Origin of the sequence: Alsobacter metallidurans, assembly GCF_014636935.1 — a bacterium.
GTDB classification, from domain to species: Bacteria; Pseudomonadota; Alphaproteobacteria; order Rhizobiales; family Beijerinckiaceae; genus Alsobacter; species Alsobacter metallidurans.
Genome location: NZ_BMES01000002.1, coordinates 298,753 through 316,166 on the forward strand (window position 1 = coordinate 298,753; position 17,414 = coordinate 316,166).

14 protein-coding genes are annotated in these 17,414 nt (G+C 66.2%); 7 read left to right on the forward strand and 7 right to left on the reverse strand.

The window, feature by feature from the left end; all coding sequences use genetic code 11:
* Positions 1 to 18: 18 nt before the first annotated feature.
* From tssF to tssB, 6 genes are read right to left on the reverse strand one after another with little or no spacing between them, the layout of a single operon-like run.
* On the reverse strand, positions 19 to 1,851 hold the full coding sequence (tssF, locus tag IEV99_RS11735; RefSeq protein ID WP_188517980.1) for a type VI secretion system baseplate subunit TssF: 1,833 nt from the start codon (positions 1,849 to 1,851) through the stop codon (positions 19 to 21).
* A 2-nt stretch (positions 1,852 to 1,853) separates the two neighbouring features.
* Positions 1,854 to 2,363: a type VI secretion system baseplate subunit TssE gene (tssE, locus tag IEV99_RS11740; protein ID WP_188517981.1), complete on the reverse strand. Its 510-nt coding sequence runs from the start codon at positions 2,361 to 2,363 to the stop codon at positions 1,854 to 1,856.
* Positions 2,360 to 3,163 carry a type VI secretion system accessory protein TagJ gene (locus IEV99_RS11745; protein WP_188517982.1) on the reverse strand — a complete coding sequence of 268 codons (804 nt, stop codon included), beginning with the start codon at positions 3,161 to 3,163 and terminating at the stop codon, positions 2,360 to 2,362. The genes tssE and IEV99_RS11745 overlap by 4 nt, the downstream gene beginning before the upstream one ends.
* 17 nt (positions 3,164 to 3,180) lie before the next feature.
* Positions 3,181 to 4,680 (reverse strand): type VI secretion system contractile sheath large subunit, encoded by a 1,500-nt coding sequence (gene tssC, locus IEV99_RS11750; RefSeq protein ID WP_188517983.1) that lies wholly within the window; start codon positions 4,678 to 4,680, stop codon positions 3,181 to 3,183.
* Between the two features lie 24 nt (positions 4,681 to 4,704).
* Complete coding sequence (gene tssC, locus IEV99_RS11755; RefSeq protein WP_188517984.1) at positions 4,705 to 6,180, reverse strand: type VI secretion system contractile sheath large subunit; 1,476 nt, start codon at positions 6,178 to 6,180, stop codon at positions 4,705 to 4,707.
* A gap of 3 nt (positions 6,181 to 6,183) precedes the next feature.
* Positions 6,184 to 6,690, reverse strand: coding sequence for a type VI secretion system contractile sheath small subunit (gene tssB, locus IEV99_RS11760; protein WP_188517985.1), 507 nt, complete (start codon positions 6,688 to 6,690; stop codon positions 6,184 to 6,186).
* A gap of 259 nt (positions 6,691 to 6,949) precedes the next feature.
* Between tssB and IEV99_RS11765 the strand changes: the two genes are divergently transcribed.
* The 5 genes from IEV99_RS11765 (at position 6,950) to IEV99_RS11785 (ending at position 13,944) form a co-directional block, all read left to right on the forward strand.
* A complete protein-coding gene (locus tag IEV99_RS11765) occupies positions 6,950 to 8,644 on the forward strand; it encodes a hypothetical protein (protein ID WP_188517986.1) in 1,695 nt (564 codons plus the stop codon).
* 17 nt (positions 8,645 to 8,661) lie between these two features.
* Positions 8,662 to 9,687 (forward strand): DUF4424 domain-containing protein, encoded by a 1,026-nt coding sequence (locus tag IEV99_RS11770; RefSeq protein ID WP_188517987.1) that lies wholly within the window; start codon positions 8,662 to 8,664, stop codon positions 9,685 to 9,687.
* 37 nt (positions 9,688 to 9,724) lie between these two features.
* Positions 9,725 to 11,344, forward strand: a complete 1,620-nt coding sequence (locus tag IEV99_RS11775) for a serine/threonine-protein kinase (RefSeq protein WP_188517988.1) — start codon at positions 9,725 to 9,727, stop codon at positions 11,342 to 11,344.
* Positions 11,345 to 11,413: 69 nt separating this feature from the next.
* On the forward strand, positions 11,414 to 13,042 hold the full coding sequence (locus IEV99_RS11780) for a caspase family protein (protein ID WP_244643954.1): 1,629 nt from the start codon (positions 11,414 to 11,416) through the stop codon (positions 13,040 to 13,042).
* Positions 13,043 to 13,071: 29 nt separating this feature from the next.
* On the forward strand, positions 13,072 to 13,944 hold the full coding sequence (locus IEV99_RS11785; RefSeq protein ID WP_188517990.1) for a DUF4384 domain-containing protein: 873 nt from the start codon (positions 13,072 to 13,074) through the stop codon (positions 13,942 to 13,944).
* 102 nt (positions 13,945 to 14,046) lie between these two features.
* Here IEV99_RS11785 and IEV99_RS11790 read toward each other — a convergent pair whose 3' ends face one another.
* Positions 14,047 to 15,549 (reverse strand): autotransporter outer membrane beta-barrel domain-containing protein, encoded by a 1,503-nt coding sequence (locus IEV99_RS11790; RefSeq protein ID WP_188517991.1) that lies wholly within the window; start codon positions 15,547 to 15,549, stop codon positions 14,047 to 14,049.
* A 527-nt stretch (positions 15,550 to 16,076) separates the two neighbouring features.
* On the opposite strand from IEV99_RS11790, the gene IEV99_RS11795 reads away from it, so the two are divergent.
* Positions 16,077 to 16,700, forward strand: a complete 624-nt coding sequence (locus IEV99_RS11795) for a hypothetical protein (RefSeq protein ID WP_188517992.1) — start codon at positions 16,077 to 16,079, stop codon at positions 16,698 to 16,700.
* Between the two features lie 64 nt (positions 16,701 to 16,764).
* Positions 16,765 to 17,355 carry a peptidoglycan recognition protein family protein gene (locus tag IEV99_RS11800; RefSeq protein ID WP_188517993.1) on the forward strand — a complete coding sequence of 197 codons (591 nt, stop codon included), beginning with the start codon at positions 16,765 to 16,767 and terminating at the stop codon, positions 17,353 to 17,355.
* The last annotated feature ends 59 nt before the right edge of the window (positions 17,356 to 17,414 follow it).

Sequence of the window (17,414 nt, forward strand, 5' to 3'; positions counted from 1 at the left end):
GAGCTCGGAAGGGATCGGTCACAGCAGGATCCTGCTGCCCGTACGGGCAGGCCATGTGGCCACGCCGTTGCTTCTCCCTCGCACGAAGGCGGATGTCCGCACATAAGCGTTAACCGAGACCTGAAGCGCCAAGAAGCGCTCAAGAACGCTGCCCAGCAGGAAGAGGCCGCCGGCCGTCCAGGCCTGCGCGTCGAAGGTGAGCGACACATCGAGCCCGCGGGCGAAACTGCCGGGCCGCAACCCTGGCACGCGCGCGATGCCCGGCCGAGCGTCCACGGCGACGAGCCCCTCGAGCGCCAGTCGCGTTTCGGGCGTGTCCTTGAGGTCGTGCAGCCGCATGATTTCGCGCAGCGCGAGCACGCCCTGGGCTCCCCCGGTCACCCCGAGGTGGTTAAGCGCCAAATGCGACACCAGCCGCCAGCCGCTTCGCTCACGCAACTCTGGGCGCAGTGTCGGGGTCGCTGCCGACAGGCACTCGGCCGATGCCGCGGGCGCCGCCGGGTCGGCGATGCGCAAGGATTGCTGGCCGGCCGCGAAGGGAAGCAGATTGGGCAGGTCCCGATTGCAGCAAAGCGTATCGACGCTCAACACCTGGTCGGAGGGGCGGGCGGGATCGAATTGAGGATCCCGCAACAATAGCCTCGTTTCTGTGCCGCCTCCCCAAGGCGCCTTCTGCCGCATCGCGAGCCACGCCACGTCGCTCGCGCCCGGCGGTGCATCGTCCGCGCCGCCCACGCGCAGGCGGTGAAAGGGCGGCACCTCGCGCGGAAGCGGATTGTCGGAGCTGCTCACGCGCACACGCGTGACCGAGTGGATCTCCAGCGCGACCGGCTTGCGCGCATCAGGCGCAACGAGCCAGTCCGATTGCGTGCCGTCAAGCTGGATGGGCTCGGCGGACTTGGTGAACAAGTTCACGACGGGCGTGCAGCCCAGCACGAAGTTTTCCGCCGAAACGGCGCGTTCGAGTTCGGTGACCGAGCGCGATAAATAGAAGAACACCTCCAGCCGGTTGCTCTTGTGAACGAAAGATCGCGCCTCGATGCCCGACAGGTCAAGGTAGAGAAACTTTTCCGGAAAAGCGAAATACTCGGTCAGCAGGCGAAATCCCGAGAACGCGTGCTGTGGCGAGGGAATGGCCGCCTCATTGCGCTCGAAGCCCGCATGGGCGACGCACTCGCGCGACAGCAGGGTGGGATAGGGATCAGCGGGGCCGTCTGCCAAAGCCACCGAAAGCGTCGACGTGCACAATAGTTCAAGCAATTGCGCCGCGGGAAACGATCCGCGCAGGAAAAAGCGCAGCCGATCCAACCCGATATCCGCGAAGGTGAGGTCCGGAACCGTCGTGGTGAGTACGAGGCGCAGAACCGAAGCGGCCCGCGGCGCATGCGGATTGATTGGCGCGGTGAGCGGCAGGCCGGCCAGTTTGGCGTCGGTCACGGCGACCGGCCACAGCGTCGTGTCGTGACAGGTCTGGTAGCGCAGCGTCTCGCCGTGGACGGGTTCGGTGTCCAGCGCGGTGCCCCGCGGCACGCGGGACGGCCCCGTCGCCTCAGGCTTGGGCGTCAACCGCACGGTCATCATGGATGGCACCAGCGCGAGCGCGTGCGGGCACAGCAACTCCAGCAGGGCGTCGGAGATCTCGGGCAGCTCGTCATCGAGACGATGCTGAACGCGCGCCGCCAGAAAGGCGGCTCCCTGGAGCAGCCGCTCCACATGCGGGTCGTCCACGACCCCGTCTGGCGCCATGCGCAATTGCCCGGCGCGCTTCGGGTTCTCGCGCGCGAACTCGCCAGCCAGCTTCCGGATCGCCGCAAGTTCACGGTCGTAATAGGGGAGAAGCGCGTCCGACACCCTCAGGCCTCACGAACGACGATGTCGCGCGACACCGTTTCGAGGCGGGTTTCGAATGCGACGGGCTCAGGTATAGGATCAGCCCTGAGCACGGCGGTCACGCGCATGCGCAGCAGGTTCGACGTATCGTCTCGATCCTGCGAGAGCGCCACCGTAACGTCGGTGAGCCTGGGCTCGAAGCGCTGCAGCGTGCGTTCCACCTCGCGGACGAGTTCGTCGCGCAGCCCGGGAATCGAGTAGGCGCCCGACACCGGATCGGGAATGCCGTAGTTCAGGATCGAGCTCGGCAATTCGCGCAGGTGGGACGGCAATGGCCGGCGGCGACGCCGGGCATTGAGGAGCGCTTCGACGTCGCGACGAACGGCAGTGCGCAGCGCCTCCAACGCCTCGAAGCTGGACACGAAGGCCGCATCAGACGCGCCGCCTTCCGCCTCGCACAGCCGGGCCAGCAGGGGCAGGCGAGGCCTCGGCGCAGCGGAGCGCCGCTCGGAAGGGTTCAGCGACTGGCTCATGCGAAGGTCAACCTAGCGACTTCCGTCAGCCCGACCGCGTCGTCGCCAGCCAGCAGGGTTCGAAGCCCCCGGCCGCGCACCGGGCCGCGGGCAGGATCGCTCCAGTCAGTCTGGCGGCCGAGACGGAACGCATCGTCGGTTTCGGGCGCTGCGCCCAGATAAAGCGCGGGCATGAACACAATGCCGTCCGTACCGTCTTTCAGATCGATAGCGCAGCGCCGCCACGCGAGATCGCGTACCCGGCGCGGGGCGTCGAACTCCAGCGAGAGAACCCGTTCGACCGGCACCAGCATGTAGTCGCCGCCTGTCGTCAGCACTTCGAACTCGGCGGCGAAAAGGTCGTCAGCGTCCCGGAGATCGTCGACTTGCGTTTCCGTACCGTCCGCCAGCAGCATGGTGGCGGGCGCCCTCGGGCGCAGCGTCTCGACCGCCTCGGCGGCCACGATAGCGTCCTTGATTTCGGACGCTCTCAGCAGCACGCGCGCTTTCGCTGCGGCCTGCTGAGCGGGCGTAGCAGCGCCGCCCTGGTAGCGGGGCGCACGTCCCTCGCGCAGGGATTGCGCCCTCTGGACCTCGGCGCGCAGCAGCTTGCGAAATTCGAGCACCGCCGGATTGGGATCGTGCAGCGCCGCGGCGTCGAGCATCTTGTCGGCCCGTTCGGGATCGCCGATGAGCACCAGCACTTCGGCGAGTAGCCAGCGAGCGTCCGCGTCCGTAGGAGCCGCTTTGACGGCGGCGGTCGCCGCATCCAGGGCTGCCTTCAGGTCTCCGGCCTTGAGAGCCTCGCCGATGGTGGTCATGCGGATGTCCCTTGCATTCAGGCGGCCGCCTGCCGCGACGTCAACTCGGTGGTGAAGCGAAACGAGGCTCCGATTTCATCCAGCTGATGGTGAGGTTTGAGGTGGATGACGCAGCCATATTGCCCGGGCCGGCCAGCAAGCTCGAACACGTCGACTTTCGCGTCCTGGAGCGGGAAGCGAGCATTGGCGTCCAGGCCCCCGGCTCCGACGCCGCTGATGTAGCCGCCAAGCCACCGGCTGAGCCGCATTTCGATGTCGCTCGGGTCGAGTGCGCTGCCCACCATGTCCCGGCCCATCAGCTTCACGAAATGGGCGAAGCGGCTGACGCAAAGGAGGGTGTTGATCTGCGTGGACAGCCTCTGGTTAGCGTTCGCGACCGCCGTCGACATGCGGGGCGGCCGGTGCAGCGAGGGCAGGGCGCCAAAGCAGGCTTCCGGCAGCCCTTCCAGGGCCGACAGCGGGATCAGCCCGGCTTCGCTGAGCTGCGTCTCCTGCTCATCCGTGAGGGCAATCTCGAGCGGCGCGCGGGAGGGTCTGCCCCCGGCGTCCGAGGGGAGGGGCTCCGCCGGGAGGTCGTCCAGCACGCCGCCTTGAGCGTCCTCGCTGATTTCCGCGCCGCGCACGGCCGCCGGCCAGGAGTTGCGCTCGAAGGCCCGGATCGCCACGGCGGCGAAGCCATAGACCGGGCTCATCCAAACGCGCTCGCGGGCGCTTGGCGCGTAGGACCGGAACCGGAACTGATCCGCCCTGCAGCCGTCGTCGGGCCACGGCGGGCGGGCCAGCATCCGGGGCAGGGCGAGGCCGATGAAACGCAGGTCGTCGCCCAACCCCATCCCGCGCCAGCGCGTGTAGTCGGCGCTGCGGAACACGGTCGAGAGATCGACGCTGGACGATGCGTCTGAAAACTCGTCCAGACCCAGCAACTCCGGCGCGGCCGCCAGCATCACGGGCGCGAAGGCCGCGGCGGCGACGCCGGCCAGACGCACCAACGCGCCGACGTCATCGGTCGGATGGGCGGCGCTCGGCCGGTGCCTGACCTCGTAATCCGCCGCAATCAGCCCGAAGGGCTCGCCGCCGGCCATGCCGAACTCTTCCTCATAGATCTTGCGGAATAGATGGCTCTGGTCGAACTCCAGCGCGCGCTCGAGGTCGCGGCAGATTTCGCTCCAGCGCGCGTGCATGATGCGCACGCGCACGCGCGGGCCTGGAGGAGCGCGCCCAACCAGCCAATCCACCCCCCGCCAGGAGCCTTCCAGGCGGGTGAACCGGGGGTGTTGCATCACGGCGTCGAGCTGCCTCGACAGCATCGCGTCGATCGCCGCAATGTCGCGGTCAATCGCGGCCCGCAGGATCCCGATCCGCTCTGACTGTTCGGCCAGCTGCTCCAGCCATTCCTCGCCGAACCAACGCCGCAACGTCTCGGCGAGGCTTGAGGACGCCACGACCTCCGCGAGCTCGGCCGCCGCTTGCGTATGCCCCAGGAAACGGCCTTCGAGAACGGCAAGGCGAAGGGTCACGGCATCGCCCCCTGGCGCTTCGGCTCAGGCCTTCTGAGGGATTCTCGCTACCATGCGCATGGAAGTCGTCAGCTCTTCCATCTGCAGCCAGGGACGCATGTGCGCGACCGCATTGTAGGATCCAGGCGATCCAGGGATCTCCTTGACCTCCACCTTGGCCTCGCGCAGCGGGAACTTGGCCCGATCGGATCCCATGGGATCGACGTAGTTCTGGATCCACCGGTTCAGCCACAACTCGCAGTCCTCGGCCTCCATGAAGGAGCCAATCTTGTCGCGCGCCATGACCTTCAGGAAGTGCGCGAAACGCGCAGTCGCCATCATGTACGGCAAGCGCGCCGAAATGGCCGCGTTGGCGGTCGCCTCCGGCCTGTCATACTTCTTGGGCTTCTGGGTGGTCTGCGCGCCGAAGAACACCGCGTAGTCCTGGTTTTTGTAGTGCAGCAGCGGCAGGAAACCGAGCTTTGACAGCTCCGCCTCGCGCCGATCCGTGATGCCGATTTCGGTCGGGCACTGCAGGTCGCGGTCGCCGTCGTCGGACACAAAAGTGTAGGTGGGCAGGTTGCTGACCTTGCCGCCGTTCTCGGCGCCGCGGATCGAAGTGCAGAAGCCGGTCTGCGCGAACGAGTCGGTCATGCGCGCGCCCATCACGTAGGCGGCGTTCATCCAGCAGAAGTTGTCGTGCGCCATCGGGGCGTCGGAACCGCTGGCGGCCTTGGGGGCCTCCTCATAGGCGAACTCGTCGATCGCCTTGGTGTTAGCGCCATAAGGCAGCCTGGCGATGACGCGGGGCATGACGAGCGAAACGAAGCGCGAGTCCTCCGTGTCGCGGAAGCTGCGCCATTTGATGTATTCGGCCGTCTCGAAAATCTTCTCGAGGTCGCGCGGCTTGCTGAGCTCGCGCCAGTCATTGAAGCCGAACATGCCCGAGCCTACGCCCGAGATGAAAGGCGCGAACGAGGCCGCCGCCACGTTGGAGACGAGCCGGAGCGTCTCGACGTCATCGGGATGGTGCGTCCACTCGTAGTCGCCGATCAGCGTCCCGTAGGGCTCTCCGCCAGGCGTGCCGAACTCGTTTTCGTAGATCTTCTTAAACAGCTGGCTCTGGTCGAACTCGATCGCCTTTTGCAGGTCGCGCGCCAGCTCCTTTTTGGAGATCTGCATCATGCGAATTTTCAGCGAGGAACTCGTTTCGCTGTTCATCACCAAGTAGTTCAGGCCGCGCCAGCTTCCTTCGAGCTTCAGGAAGCGCTCGTGATGCATGATAGCGTTGAGCTGGTCGGACAGCTTGCGGTCGATCTCGGCGACCGCGCGTTTGATCGTGAGGGTGAGGTTGCGGTCAAACGTGACCGTGCCCTTGAGCGCCTCCTCGGTGAGGGCCCGGATGAGCTCCTCGGTCCGGTCGCGTTCGGTCTGCCGCGTCGCGCCTATCACCTGGTCAAGCAGGCTGACCTCGGTCGTAACGCCAGAGGCCGCCGCCGTCGCTTGGGTCTCGGTCGCCATGGCTCACTCCGTTGGCTTGTCGCTGCCCAGTTCCGCCCGGATGGCGTCGAGTTTGGATTTGTCCTGCAGGATGTCTTCCAGCAGTCGCTCGAGTTCCTCGGATACCCCCGCCTTGCTTTCCAGATCGCGGAGCCGGCTGCGCGTCTCCATCAGGGCCTTCAGGGCGGGCACCTGCGCGGCGACCCGCGCGGGGTCGAAGTCATCGATCGATTTGAACTTCAAGTTGACGGACATATCGGTGCCGTCGCCCGCGAGCGTATTCTCGACCTTAATGTTAAGGCCGGGTGCAATGCGCGCCATGACGTCGTTGAAGTTGTCGCGGTCGATCTGAACGAACTTCCTTTCCGCCAAAGACTTGAGGGGCTCGGTCGGGTCGCCTGCATAGTCACCGAGCACTCCCACGACGAACGGAAGCTCCTTGATGATTTGGGCGCCTTCGGTCTCCACTTCATAAGTGATGTGCACACGTGGCTTACGAACGCGTTGAAGCTTTTGGTGGACGCTGTCCATGGCTTCCTCGAACGTTGTTGACCCGATGGGAATGATGGATATTTAGAGATATCGAGCCGTGACCCGATGCCATTCCTGCATCATTCGTTTTATTGCGGATATGGTCAAGCTCACAGTCCTTTCGGATTCCTCCGCTGATCATCAAACGGCGTTTCGAAAATCGGTCGTCGGAGGGCTGGAGCTCGACATCAAGGTTGAGTTCGCTAATCTCACCCGCACGCGTATAATCGCCGCGCTGGTACCCGTTCGAGGGGGGATGATGGCCCGCGGCGTCTCCTTGCATGTGCTCGTAGCGATGGCCATCGCGGCCACCGCCGCCGGGCTCGCGTCGACGCGGAGCGCCAGCGCGCAGGACAGAGTGGTGCGGGCGTTCGAGAACGGCTCCACATTCGACAGCGTCGGACTGCTCGAAGGCGGCGATGAAACCGAGGTCGATGGACCGCAGGCGCTCGTGTCTGATTCCAACGGCGCCTTGTTCTTGCTGGACCAGAACAATGGGCGGGTGCTGACGTTTGATCCGACCAAGTCGCAGGCGGATACGCGGTCGCTCGAACTGCCGTCCGATATGCGCCCCTCCGACCTCGTCATCATCAACGAGAACCTTCTGGTCTGGGACGACGGTCCCCGGGCGCTGACGACCAGCGGCGACCCCGGTGAACGGGTTCGCAGCCTCAACGTGAGCCGTGCGGCAATCTTGGATCCGGAACTCGCCGCCGACGCTTTCGCGCAAATGGGGACCGGCGAGGAGGATCCCTCGGTGGACCCGCTGGCGGTTACGCGCGCCGCGCCGGTGCAAAAGCCCCGCCTCGTGGCGACGCGCGGCTCCGGCGAGGTGCAGGTCGTCTCCGAGCCGCTGAGCAAGTCCGCGCTGCGGTTCGTCGTCCGGCCCCGATCCGGCGGCGCGCCGCTCGTGGCCGCGGTGGTGCGGGCCGGCGACCGCCTTGGCGCGGTGGACCTTTTGGAGATCGACGCCAAGAAGCGCATGTTTCTGCTGGCCGAAAACGTCCCTGAGGAACTCAACCGCGGCGCCGCCGCCGTGGTGCTGCGTTACGGCTCGGACGGACAGCTCCAGGGCATGTACGAGCTGCCGCTGGCGCAGAGCGTCGCACTGTCGCGCCGGTTCATCGCCATCACGCCCGACGGGACGGTGTTCTTCCTGCGCACCAAGGACAAGGGCGTCGAGGTCGTCGAGGTCGGCTTCAAGCCGACGGCCGCCAACGCGGTGATCGCCGTCAAGGGCGCGGCGATCGTCGAGCAGAGGACCTACAAGGGCATCAGCGCCGCCGTGCGGCGGCCCACCCGCCGGCAGGTGATCGAGACGGCCATCAACTACGAGACCTTTCGCTGGCGCGTGACGCCAGCCAGCTACGGACGCGACCCCGACCGTGGCTGCAGCGGCTTCAACCGCATTCGGCGCCCGGGATACATCAACGGGCGGCTGGGCCAGGAAGTCGTCGGAGTTCCGTATTGCTGGGGCTGCTTCGGCAATCTCAGCCAGATCAGCAGCCGCATGGTGCGCGGCGACCTCGCCGGCAATGTGTGCACGCGCGACACGCCGCGAGCCGACGTGGTGGGCGTGGACTGCTCGGCTTTCGTGAGCGCCGCCTGGGGGCTGTCCTCGCATTTCACCACGCTGGCGATTCCCAGCATCGCGTCGCCGCTGAGCGACCCATGGGACCTGAAACCTGGCGACGCCCTCAACAAGCCGGGATCGCACGTCATGCTGTTTCTCCGCTTCACGCCCGATCGCAAGGCCGAGGTGATCGAGGCGACGCCCGGGAGGTGCAATGGCCGGGTCTGCCGGGGCGTCTATCCGCTCTCCGCCATGCTGGCGCGCGGCTATGTGCCGATGCGATACCGGGGCATCGCGGCCGAGGTCGCCGCCGTCGAGCCCACAAAGGCGGATTCGCCCAGGAAGCCGGACAGCCGCCCCGTCCGGGCGCAGAAGCCCTGATGGGCCGGCCAGCCCTCATGAGCGCGGCATGTGGCCGCGCCGCCCTGGCCGCCGCGCTGCTGGCTGTCGCGTCGACGGCGTGGGCCAACGACAGCAGCTACGAACTCGCGGTCGGCGGCCTGACCTTCACGACAACGTCCGATGTGCGGCTCAACACAGAAATCCTGTCGATTTCCCCCGAGAAGGTTCAGGTCAACTATCGTTTCGTGAACCAGGCGCCCACCCCCGTGGAATTGCAGATCGCTTTCCCACTGCCTGACATCGACCTGAGCGATCAGGATGCGATCCTGGACGTCCCGGCGCCGGGCTCGCCCAATTTCGTAGGGTTCAAGACCCTGGTCGACGGCGCACCGGTTCCGTTCGAGGTCTACCAGCGCGCGTTTCTCAACGGCAAGGACGTGACCGCCCGGGTGACGGAGGCGGGGCTGCCCCTGCTCGCCATCGGCCGCCAGATGGAGAACTTCCGGGCCCGCCTCAACGCCCTTCCGGCGCCGCGCCGCAAGGCGTTGCTGGACGCAGGCGTCGTTCTGGAACAAGGAGCGGACGCCGAGCAGAAGCCGATCTTTGCGCCGGGCTGGACGGTGAAGACGTCGTTCACGCGCAAGCAGGTGTTCCCGCCCGGCCAGGTTGTCGCGGTGGATCACAGCTACGCGACCAGCGTCGGCTTCAGCATGGACACGGTTCTGCGCAAGGCGCTGCGCACCAAGCAGCCGCTTGAGGCGATCGTGAAGCAGCGCATCGACGAGTTCTGCGTCGCGGACGACTTCCTGCGCGGCGTCGACAAAATCGCGGGCGAGGCGGATGCGAACGTGGCCGAGCTGCGCGAGCGGCGCATCAGCTACGTGCTGCTGACGGGCAAGAACTGGGCAGGCCCCATCCGGGATTTCAAGCTCGTCTTGGACAAGGGCGCGCCGGACCGGCTCATAAGCCTGTGCATGGACAAGATCACCAAGACGTCGCCGACCACTTTTGAATTCCGGGCCGCAAACTATGTCCCGGAACGCAACCTGAAGATCCTGCTGATCAGTCGGGGCGGATCATGAACGCCAGACATCAACGCGTGGCCCGGGAGTAGCCTCGATGTCGGTGGACGATGCGCGAACCGTAGTCACGCCCAACGTCATGCCGTCCGGCACGCGGCTGAACGACATCTACGAGATTGACGCGCTGATCGCGATGGGCGGGATGGGGCAGGTCTATCGCGGCCACGCGATCGAGACCGGAGATCCCGTGGCGATCAAGATGATCCGCACGGACCTGATCGAAAACGAAACCGCACTGGCGCTGTTTCGGCGCGAGGCCGCAGCCCTGCATCAACTGCACCACGAGGCGATCGTCCGCTACTTCGTTTTCTCGATCGACCGGCAGCTCCAGCGCGCCTATCTGGCGATGGAGTTCGTCAACGGCGAGCCGCTTGGCACATTCGTGCAGACCCGCAAGCTCGATGCCGTAAGCGCGCTTGCGCTGATGCGACGGGTCGCGGATGGCCTTGCGGCCGCCCATCGCGCCGGGATCGTTCACCGCGACATCTCCCCCGACAACATCATCATCCCGGACGGCGACGTCCGTCGGGCGCGCATCATTGACTTCGGCATCGCCAAGAACAGCCTGGCCGAGGGCACCGTTGTGGGCGACACCTTCGTGGGCAAGTATCGCTACGCCTCGCCCGAGCAGTTCGGCGACTTTGGCGGACGGGTGACAGGCAAAACCGACATCTACAGCCTCGGACTTGTGTTGGCCGGATGTTTGCTCGGCAAGCCGCTCAACATGGGCCAGAGCCTCTCCGAAGCGGTGGCCCAGCGTCGGGTCGAGCCAGACCTGTCAGGCGTCGACGCGACGATCCGGCCGCTGCTGGCCTGGATGACGCAGCCCGACCCTTCAGATCGGCCCGCCGACATGGCGGCGGTCGCGAACTGGTCGCCTGGCGTTGCGCCCCGCGCCGCGCCCCAGAAGCGGGACGTGGCCGTTTCATCTCCGAAGCATGGGCGCGGCGGGCTTCTGGCCGGCCTTTCGGCCCTGGCGGTTGTCGCCGGGGCGGGCGCACTGTTGTGGTGGTGGCTCCAGCCAGCTCGCACGGACGTCGCGGGCGCGGTCACGACCGCCGAGCGATATGCGCTGGATTTCGATGGCGGCCCCTGCGTGCTCTTGTCCGTGACCGATCCGGCGTCCCAGACTTTCGCGGTGGACGCCTACGGCGCCCGCGTCGAGCCGTTTGAAACCTTCGACAAGAATTTCACGGACGTCTTCAAGGCCGATGCAAAGATTGACCTGCGGCAAATCACGGCCGCGCAGTGTCCGGCGGTCACCCTGCTAGCCGGGCTCAAGACTCCCAAGGCCGAGCGGGCCGACCTTAAGATCAGCGCCGCCCGGGTCGCGGACGGTGGCGCCCTGACGGCCTGGGTTACCTCACGCCAGCCATGGGCCGCGCTGCTGCGCGTGGACGAAAACGGTTCCGTCTCGGTTCTGGACAGCGGCTTCGGCAAAAACGGCCGGGCGTTGCAGGTCCCTGCGCGTCGCGTGAAGGAGCCTCCGGGCCAGCCGCAACTGCTTGTCGCGCTCGCGGCTGACACGCCGATCGAGACCGTGCGTTCCATGCGACCTGACCAGTCGGCCGAGAGCGTCTTCACCGCCATCGCGAAGGACCCGGCGGCACGCAAGGCCGGGCTAACCGGAAGCCTGGCGTATTTCAAGGTCCAGTAACGAGGCCCAATGTTGCACACTCCGCCATCATCGGTTCAGTCCTGCGCGGCGCTGCTCCTCGCCGCCCTGATGCTGCTTGGCCGGCCTGTGTGGGCGGCGGACGCGAAACCGGGCGGAGTCCCCGCGAACGGAGCGTTGCGGGGGCTGGTAATCGGCGTCAACGCCTACAAGGCGGCGGCTCCGCTGCGGGGCGCCGTCGCGGACGCCCAGGACCTCTCCGCGGCTCTCCGGAGCGCCGGCGCGCACGACGTGGTCCTGCTGGCCGACCGCGAAGCGACGCGGGTGGTCGCGCTCGAGGCTCTCGCCGGAGTGACGGGCCGGGCCAGGGCCGGCGATCTGGTCGTGATTGCGTTCGCGGGTCTGGCCAGTCTGGGGCCACAGCACGGCAGGGTGCCGCGCTCGACTGGGCTGGAAACCGCTTATGTGCTGGCTGGGTACGACCCGGCCGACGAGCGTGGCCGGGACGAAAAGCTAATCGACACGGAGTTCAGCCACGTCGTTCACCAGATCGAGGCGAAGGGAGCCCGCGCCTTGCTGGTGCTCGACGCCTGCGGGGAAACCAGCGCCGTCCGGGAGGCCGATCCACGAGGCAACCCGCTGGTGATGCGCGGCCTCCCTCCCACGCAAACGCCGGATAGGCTCGCGCCGGTGTCGGACGACGATGACGCCAGGGCGACGCCTGGGCCGTTTGCACGCTCCACCGTGATGCTCGCGTGCGACGAGGGGTCGAGCGCGCCCGAAGTGACACCGCCTGGCGGCGAGGGTTGGCGAGGAGCGCTGAGCTACGCGGTCGCGCGCTCCTTCGAGGGGCACGGGGATCTGAACCAGGATGGGGTCATCAGCGGCGATGAGTTCGTCGGCTACGTCCGCCAGGTCGCCTATCAGCTGTCGGCGCAGCGTCAGATCGTGCTGACGTTCGAGCCCTCCGGAACCGCCCAAGCCGATGGGTTCGCGGAGGCGTCCTCCCGCGCCATCGTCGCCGTTCCCAAAGGGTCATCAACGGCAGGCGCACCCGGGACCGGGAACGCGAACCCGCCCACCGGTCCGCTCGCCGCAGCAAAGCAACCTCCTTCGATCGCCACGCTGCGGATGGCGTCCACGGGAGACGCCAGCCTGCTGCCGAACCTCAGCAGTTCCGCGGTGCTGATCAAGACGGTGTCTTTGCGTGAGAATCCCGAGCTCATCTGGGATCCGGTCACCGGGGACGTGCTGGCGGGGTCGGACGTGATCGCCAGCCGGCTGTCGGCCGAACGATTGCGTGGGGCGGTGGAGCGCACCGTCGCGGTTCGCAAGCTGAAGCAGCTCTCGGTCGCCGCGCCCGAAAGCGTGCGCGTGCTGCCGAACGACAAGCTGCACTATCGCGGATCCTTGTTGTCAGTCCGGATCGACGCCGGAACGCGGACCAGCGTCGTGGTGTTCAACATCGCGGGTGATGGCACAGTCCAGTTGTTGTTTCCGCGCAGCCGCGATCCGCGGCGGGCTCCCATGCCGTTCGAATTGCCCAAGATCGAGGCTTTGCCGCCATTCGGGGCCGACACCGTCGTGGTGGTGGCCTCCGAAGAGCCCTTGAGCGGTTTGGAGCAGGCGATCGCTAGCCTAGACAACCGGCAAAGGCCGATACAAGCCGCCGAACTGGTGGAACGGCTGATGCCCGCCGCATCGCGGCTGGGGCTTGTGTCCCTGTTCACCGCCCCCTGACAAACCGTCCGTGATTGAGGAGGACGCCCATGCACTCCGTCTCTATCCGTTACACGCTGCTCACCGCCACCATCGTGCTTGGCGCCGCGCAAGCGCGGGCGGCTTCCCAGGAGCCGGGCGCGTCGCGCTCGATCCGCGTCATCGAGCACGCGCCCGGCTCCGGAACGGACGCGCGCCCGCCCGCCGACACGCTCGACCCGGGCGCGCAGTCCGCTCCTGGGCCGGACGGCGCCAAGCTTGAACCGCGGTCTTCGACGCCGACGAACACGGCGCTTCCGGGACCCCAGGAGCCGCAACCCGGCAATCCGCCGACCAGCACCGCCGGGCTGCCCGGGCCTGGCCAAACTCCGGCAAAGCCGAGTTCTCCGCCGATGGTCACCCCGACGCCGACCCTGCCGTCATCCGCGGTCGTTGTGCATTTTCAGGGCAAGAACCGGTTCGCGATGGGGGATAACATCCAAGTGCAGGTGCGGTCGCAAACGTCGGGTTACCTGGTGCTTGTGGATGTCGGCTCGGACGGGCGCATCACGCAGATCTATCCCAACATCTACACCATGGCTGCGAACGGCGCGGACCCGGCGAACGGCAACGCCATTAAGGCCGGCGAACTGGTGATCGTCCCTGACGCGCAATCGCCGCTCGCCAACTTCGACTTCGTGGCCGGGCCGCCGCTTGGCGAGGGCAAGCTCTTCGCCATCGTGAGCGATAAGCCGGTGCAGTACATCGACCTTCCGGACCTGCCGGCGGAGATCAAGGGCGACCAGGTTGCGAGCTATGTTCAGGAAACGACACGCAGCCTGAGGATCACCAGTGCGGGGGACGGGCCGCTGCTCGACCCTCGCTGGTCGTTCGGCGTCGCCAGCTACGTGATCGGGCCGCAACGCGCGCAGGCCGGACAATGACCCACGCGGCGGTCGAAACATCGTCCGCCTGAAAAGGACTGGAAACGCAAAAGGCGCCGTCCGGGGACGACGCCTTGCATCTGCGACCCGCGGTCGGGCCGATCACCACTGGTAGCGAACGCCCAGCTTGCCGGCGAGGCCGAACAGGCGCTCGCCACCATAGACGTCCGTCTCGGCGTAGCTCGACCAGCCGCCGCCATGCGCGACGGTGAGCTTCAGCGAGCCCTGGCCGCGCACGAGGCCTTCATCATTCAGCACTTGGGCGCCCGGGCCCGCGATGCCATTCTGGATGAAGCCGCCCGACAATGCGACGTTGGAGTAGATCAGGCCGGTGAGCGCCAGGGTGGCGGGAGCCGACCCGAGCAGGAACTCCGTGCCCACGCGCGCGCCGCCCTGGATGCGCACCAAATCGCCGTCCGCCAGTCCGAGCGCCGAAGCGCCGCCGTTATAGCCCTGATGCACCCACTGGATGCCGGCGGTGGGCTCGATCCACCAGGTCGCGCTCATCGGGAAACGATAGTTCACGTTTCCGACCAGCGACGTTTGCACCACATTGGCTGAGCCGGAACCCGCGTACGGGAAGATCGCCGTGTAGAGCCAATTGTTGGCGCCGTTGCCGTTGCCGAGCGCATTGCTGCCCGAAAACGCAAGCGCGTCGTTGAAGCTGATCCCCAGATCGTAGAAAGCCACCTTGGCGGACGCGTCGGCGCTGAACCCGCCGTTGAAGTAGGTGCCATAGAGGCCGACCGTCGGCCCCTTGAGCGTCGCCTTAAATCGGCTGAAGCCATTCGGAACCGTGTTTAGGTCGCCGGACAGGATCTGCGTCCTGACAACCGTGTGCGAGTCGGAATAGCCCGCCAAAACGCCGCCGATAAAGCCGTCGTCGGCGTTATACAAGCCGCGGGTCGTCATATCGACGCCGGCGAGAAGACCCCCGGTGCGGCTTTCGCTCTTGGCGGTGATGTAGAGAGACGTCGTCACCAGGCCGGTGCCGCCGTTGACGTCATTGTACGTGATGCTGCTCGCGCCCGTGCCGGTGCGGCGCTCGTAGTTGCCGTAAGCCTGGGCCCACGCGCCGTAACGGGGAGCGGACAGGAGGACCGGCGCGGGAGTCGTCTCGACGACGACACTCGGCCTTGGGGCCGGAACGCGCCGGCCAGCGACTGGCTTGGCCTTCGCGCGCGGCGCCGCAACCCGCGCCACCGGGGCGGCCGCGGCAGGTTGACGACGGATGCAAGCGCCGTCGATCCGCACAAGACCGCTCGGGCACGTCTCGACCTCGGTGCGACGGCGCTCGCGGATGGTTTCGCTTACGACGGCGTTCTCCTGCGTGGTCACCGACTGCGTCAGGTCGCTGAGAGCTTGGCTCGCCAGCGCGGCACCCGAGAACGCGCCGACCCCGGTCTGATCGTTAGTGCAGGTGCCGCTCGTATAGTTGATCGACGTTCCAACGCCGCCAGGCGAGACGTTGCCGGGCAGGACGGGAAGCTGGCTCGTGGACGCCGGGCAATAGACGCTCTGCGCGAAGCTGCCCGATGTTCCGGCCAGGATTCCGCCTGCGACCAGCGCCACATAGGACACAGCGCGAAAAAGGTGGTTGGACATGCGGCCCCCGCTCACTACCCGTTATCGGGGCACGATGACACACCCGGCCGTGTTCGGCTGTGACGAAGTTGCAACAACCATACGGCGAACTTCGATAGATCATCAGCTTTGCAAAGCCTTTTTCGCGTCCGCGTGTCCGTCCGCCAGTGGCGGTGAAAGTTGATGCAGGCGTCAAATCTTTAGTTCGGCTTTCGCGCTGTTCTTGCCGGGCGACCGTGATGCAGCCTATCTCTCTATGCCGAATGGATGATGCAGGCGGGGGGCGTAGTTTGATTGCGGGCGGGACGAAAACCAGACGGTTCGGTTCTGTCGGTGTCTTGATTGTCGCCCGACGAGCGGCCCAAAAACGGCCGGCTGACTGGGTCTTGTACGTCGCAAGAAGCTGAAGACTTGATGCTAGGCGCGATATACGCTGTCGAGGGCGTTGTGAGGTGCTTTTTTACACATCGCAGGGCATGGCCGAAATCTAGTTAGCTGGTTAGTTTGGGAAGGCGGATCAATCGTCCGTCGTGTCGGAGACGGGGACGATGCCTGCACTGCCGAGCGGCCTGTCCATCGAAGCCGCCATCGACGCAGAACTGAAGCACAATCCCGCGGTGCGCGACGGCCTAAGCGCCTATGCGGGGCTGGCCAGCGGCTTCCGGCTGAAGAAAGACGCCGTAGCGCTGCTCGCCGGCGTCCTGAGCCACGCGGCGGCGACGTATCGCGCGGCCGGCAACCGGGACGCCGACCTGGTGACTTTCGACGACGGCGCCGCCAACTTCCTGTTCGACGTCAAACAAGGCCGCACCGTGCTCTGCTGGGGCGTGACAGTCAGCGTCGGAGCGAACACGCGCGACGACGCGTATCACGGCGGCTTCCCCCGCGCCGGGGACGGGCTGGATAAGGGGCACGCCTGGGCGCACAAGCAGGGTGGTCGCGAAGGCGGGCCGAATTACTTTCGGCAGGCCCGCAGCCTCAATCAGGGGCGTTCGCGCAACGGCAAGCTGTGGCGCATTATCGAGACCTATCTGGGCGCTAACGCCGGGTTGCCGGCCTTCGTCGGGCTCCGCTACGCGGCACCCAATAAGACCGATCAGCCGGACGAAATTGTGTACGGCCTAATCACGGCTGGACAGCAGTTCCGCGTCGTCGTGTTCCCGAACGCTTAGCGGGGACGACGAGCCTCCCAGTCTCTGTCGAGCTTATGTGATCACCAACCGCGAGGGTTTATTTATGGCAATGTTCCCAGACCGTGACGGCGACTACATGCTGACGGAGCCCGGCTCCTACGTGGTTGGCGCCAACAAGGACGTTGTGCGCATCATTATGCACCAGACCTGGGCTTACCAATCCATCACCGACCAGGCTCCCATCAATTACCGGGTCTGGACCAGCGGCACGCGCGAGGGGCGCAAGAAGCACCCGCAATTCGGAGTGTCGGCGCACTTCACCGTTGAGGCGGACGGCCGAATCTTCCAGCACGTCGACACAAAGGACGGCGCCAAGGGGACGAGCGCCTACGCGTACAACGCCGTGCACATCGAGTTCGCGTCCCGCGACGAGCCTCTCACGGACGACCAACTACATTACGGAGCTGGCCTGATGGCTTGGATCGCCTCCGAGCACCCCAATTTGCGGCTCGTGGTGGTTGGCGAGAGCAATAAACATCCTGGCGACAAGAAGCAGGCTGGCATCACGTGTCACAGCTTCGTGGAGCTCGTTGGCAAGGCCGCGCATCCAAAGTTGACCTGCCCGGGCCCCAAAATAGTCGATCAGATGAACACGATCGCGGTGCTGGCCTCCGTGAGAGCCGCCCTTGTTTGATGTCGAAACTTACACGTGTTGATGCCGATCTTGTGGCTGACTGCTGGCACGAATTAATA

Coding starts and splice junctions, on each gene's coding strand:
- tssB (WP_188517985.1), bottom strand. CDS start 6,690: ATGGACAGCGTCCACCAAAAGCTTCAACGCGTTCGTAAGCCACGTGTG.
- tssC (WP_188517984.1), bottom strand. CDS start 6,180: ATGGCGACCGAGACCCAAGCGACGGCGGCGGCCTCTGGCGTTACGACC.
- IEV99_RS11800 (WP_188517993.1), top strand. CDS start 16,765: ATGGCAATGTTCCCAGACCGTGACGGCGACTACATGCTGACGGAGCCC.
- IEV99_RS11765 (WP_188517986.1), top strand. CDS start 6,950: ATGGCCCGCGGCGTCTCCTTGCATGTGCTCGTAGCGATGGCCATCGCG.
- IEV99_RS11745 (WP_188517982.1), bottom strand. CDS start 3,163: ATGACCACCATCGGCGAGGCTCTCAAGGCCGGAGACCTGAAGGCAGCC.
- IEV99_RS11775 (WP_188517988.1), top strand. CDS start 9,725: ATGTCGGTGGACGATGCGCGAACCGTAGTCACGCCCAACGTCATGCCG.
- IEV99_RS11770 (WP_188517987.1), top strand. CDS start 8,662: ATGAGCGCGGCATGTGGCCGCGCCGCCCTGGCCGCCGCGCTGCTGGCT.
- IEV99_RS11785 (WP_188517990.1), top strand. CDS start 13,072: ATGCACTCCGTCTCTATCCGTTACACGCTGCTCACCGCCACCATCGTG.
- IEV99_RS11795 (WP_188517992.1), top strand. CDS start 16,077: ATGCCTGCACTGCCGAGCGGCCTGTCCATCGAAGCCGCCATCGACGCA.
- IEV99_RS11790 (WP_188517991.1), bottom strand. CDS start 15,549: ATGTCCAACCACCTTTTTCGCGCTGTGTCCTATGTGGCGCTGGTCGCA.
- IEV99_RS11780 (WP_244643954.1), top strand. CDS start 11,414: ATGCTGCTTGGCCGGCCTGTGTGGGCGGCGGACGCGAAACCGGGCGGA.
- tssE (WP_188517981.1), bottom strand. CDS start 2,363: ATGAGCCAGTCGCTGAACCCTTCCGAGCGGCGCTCCGCTGCGCCGAGG.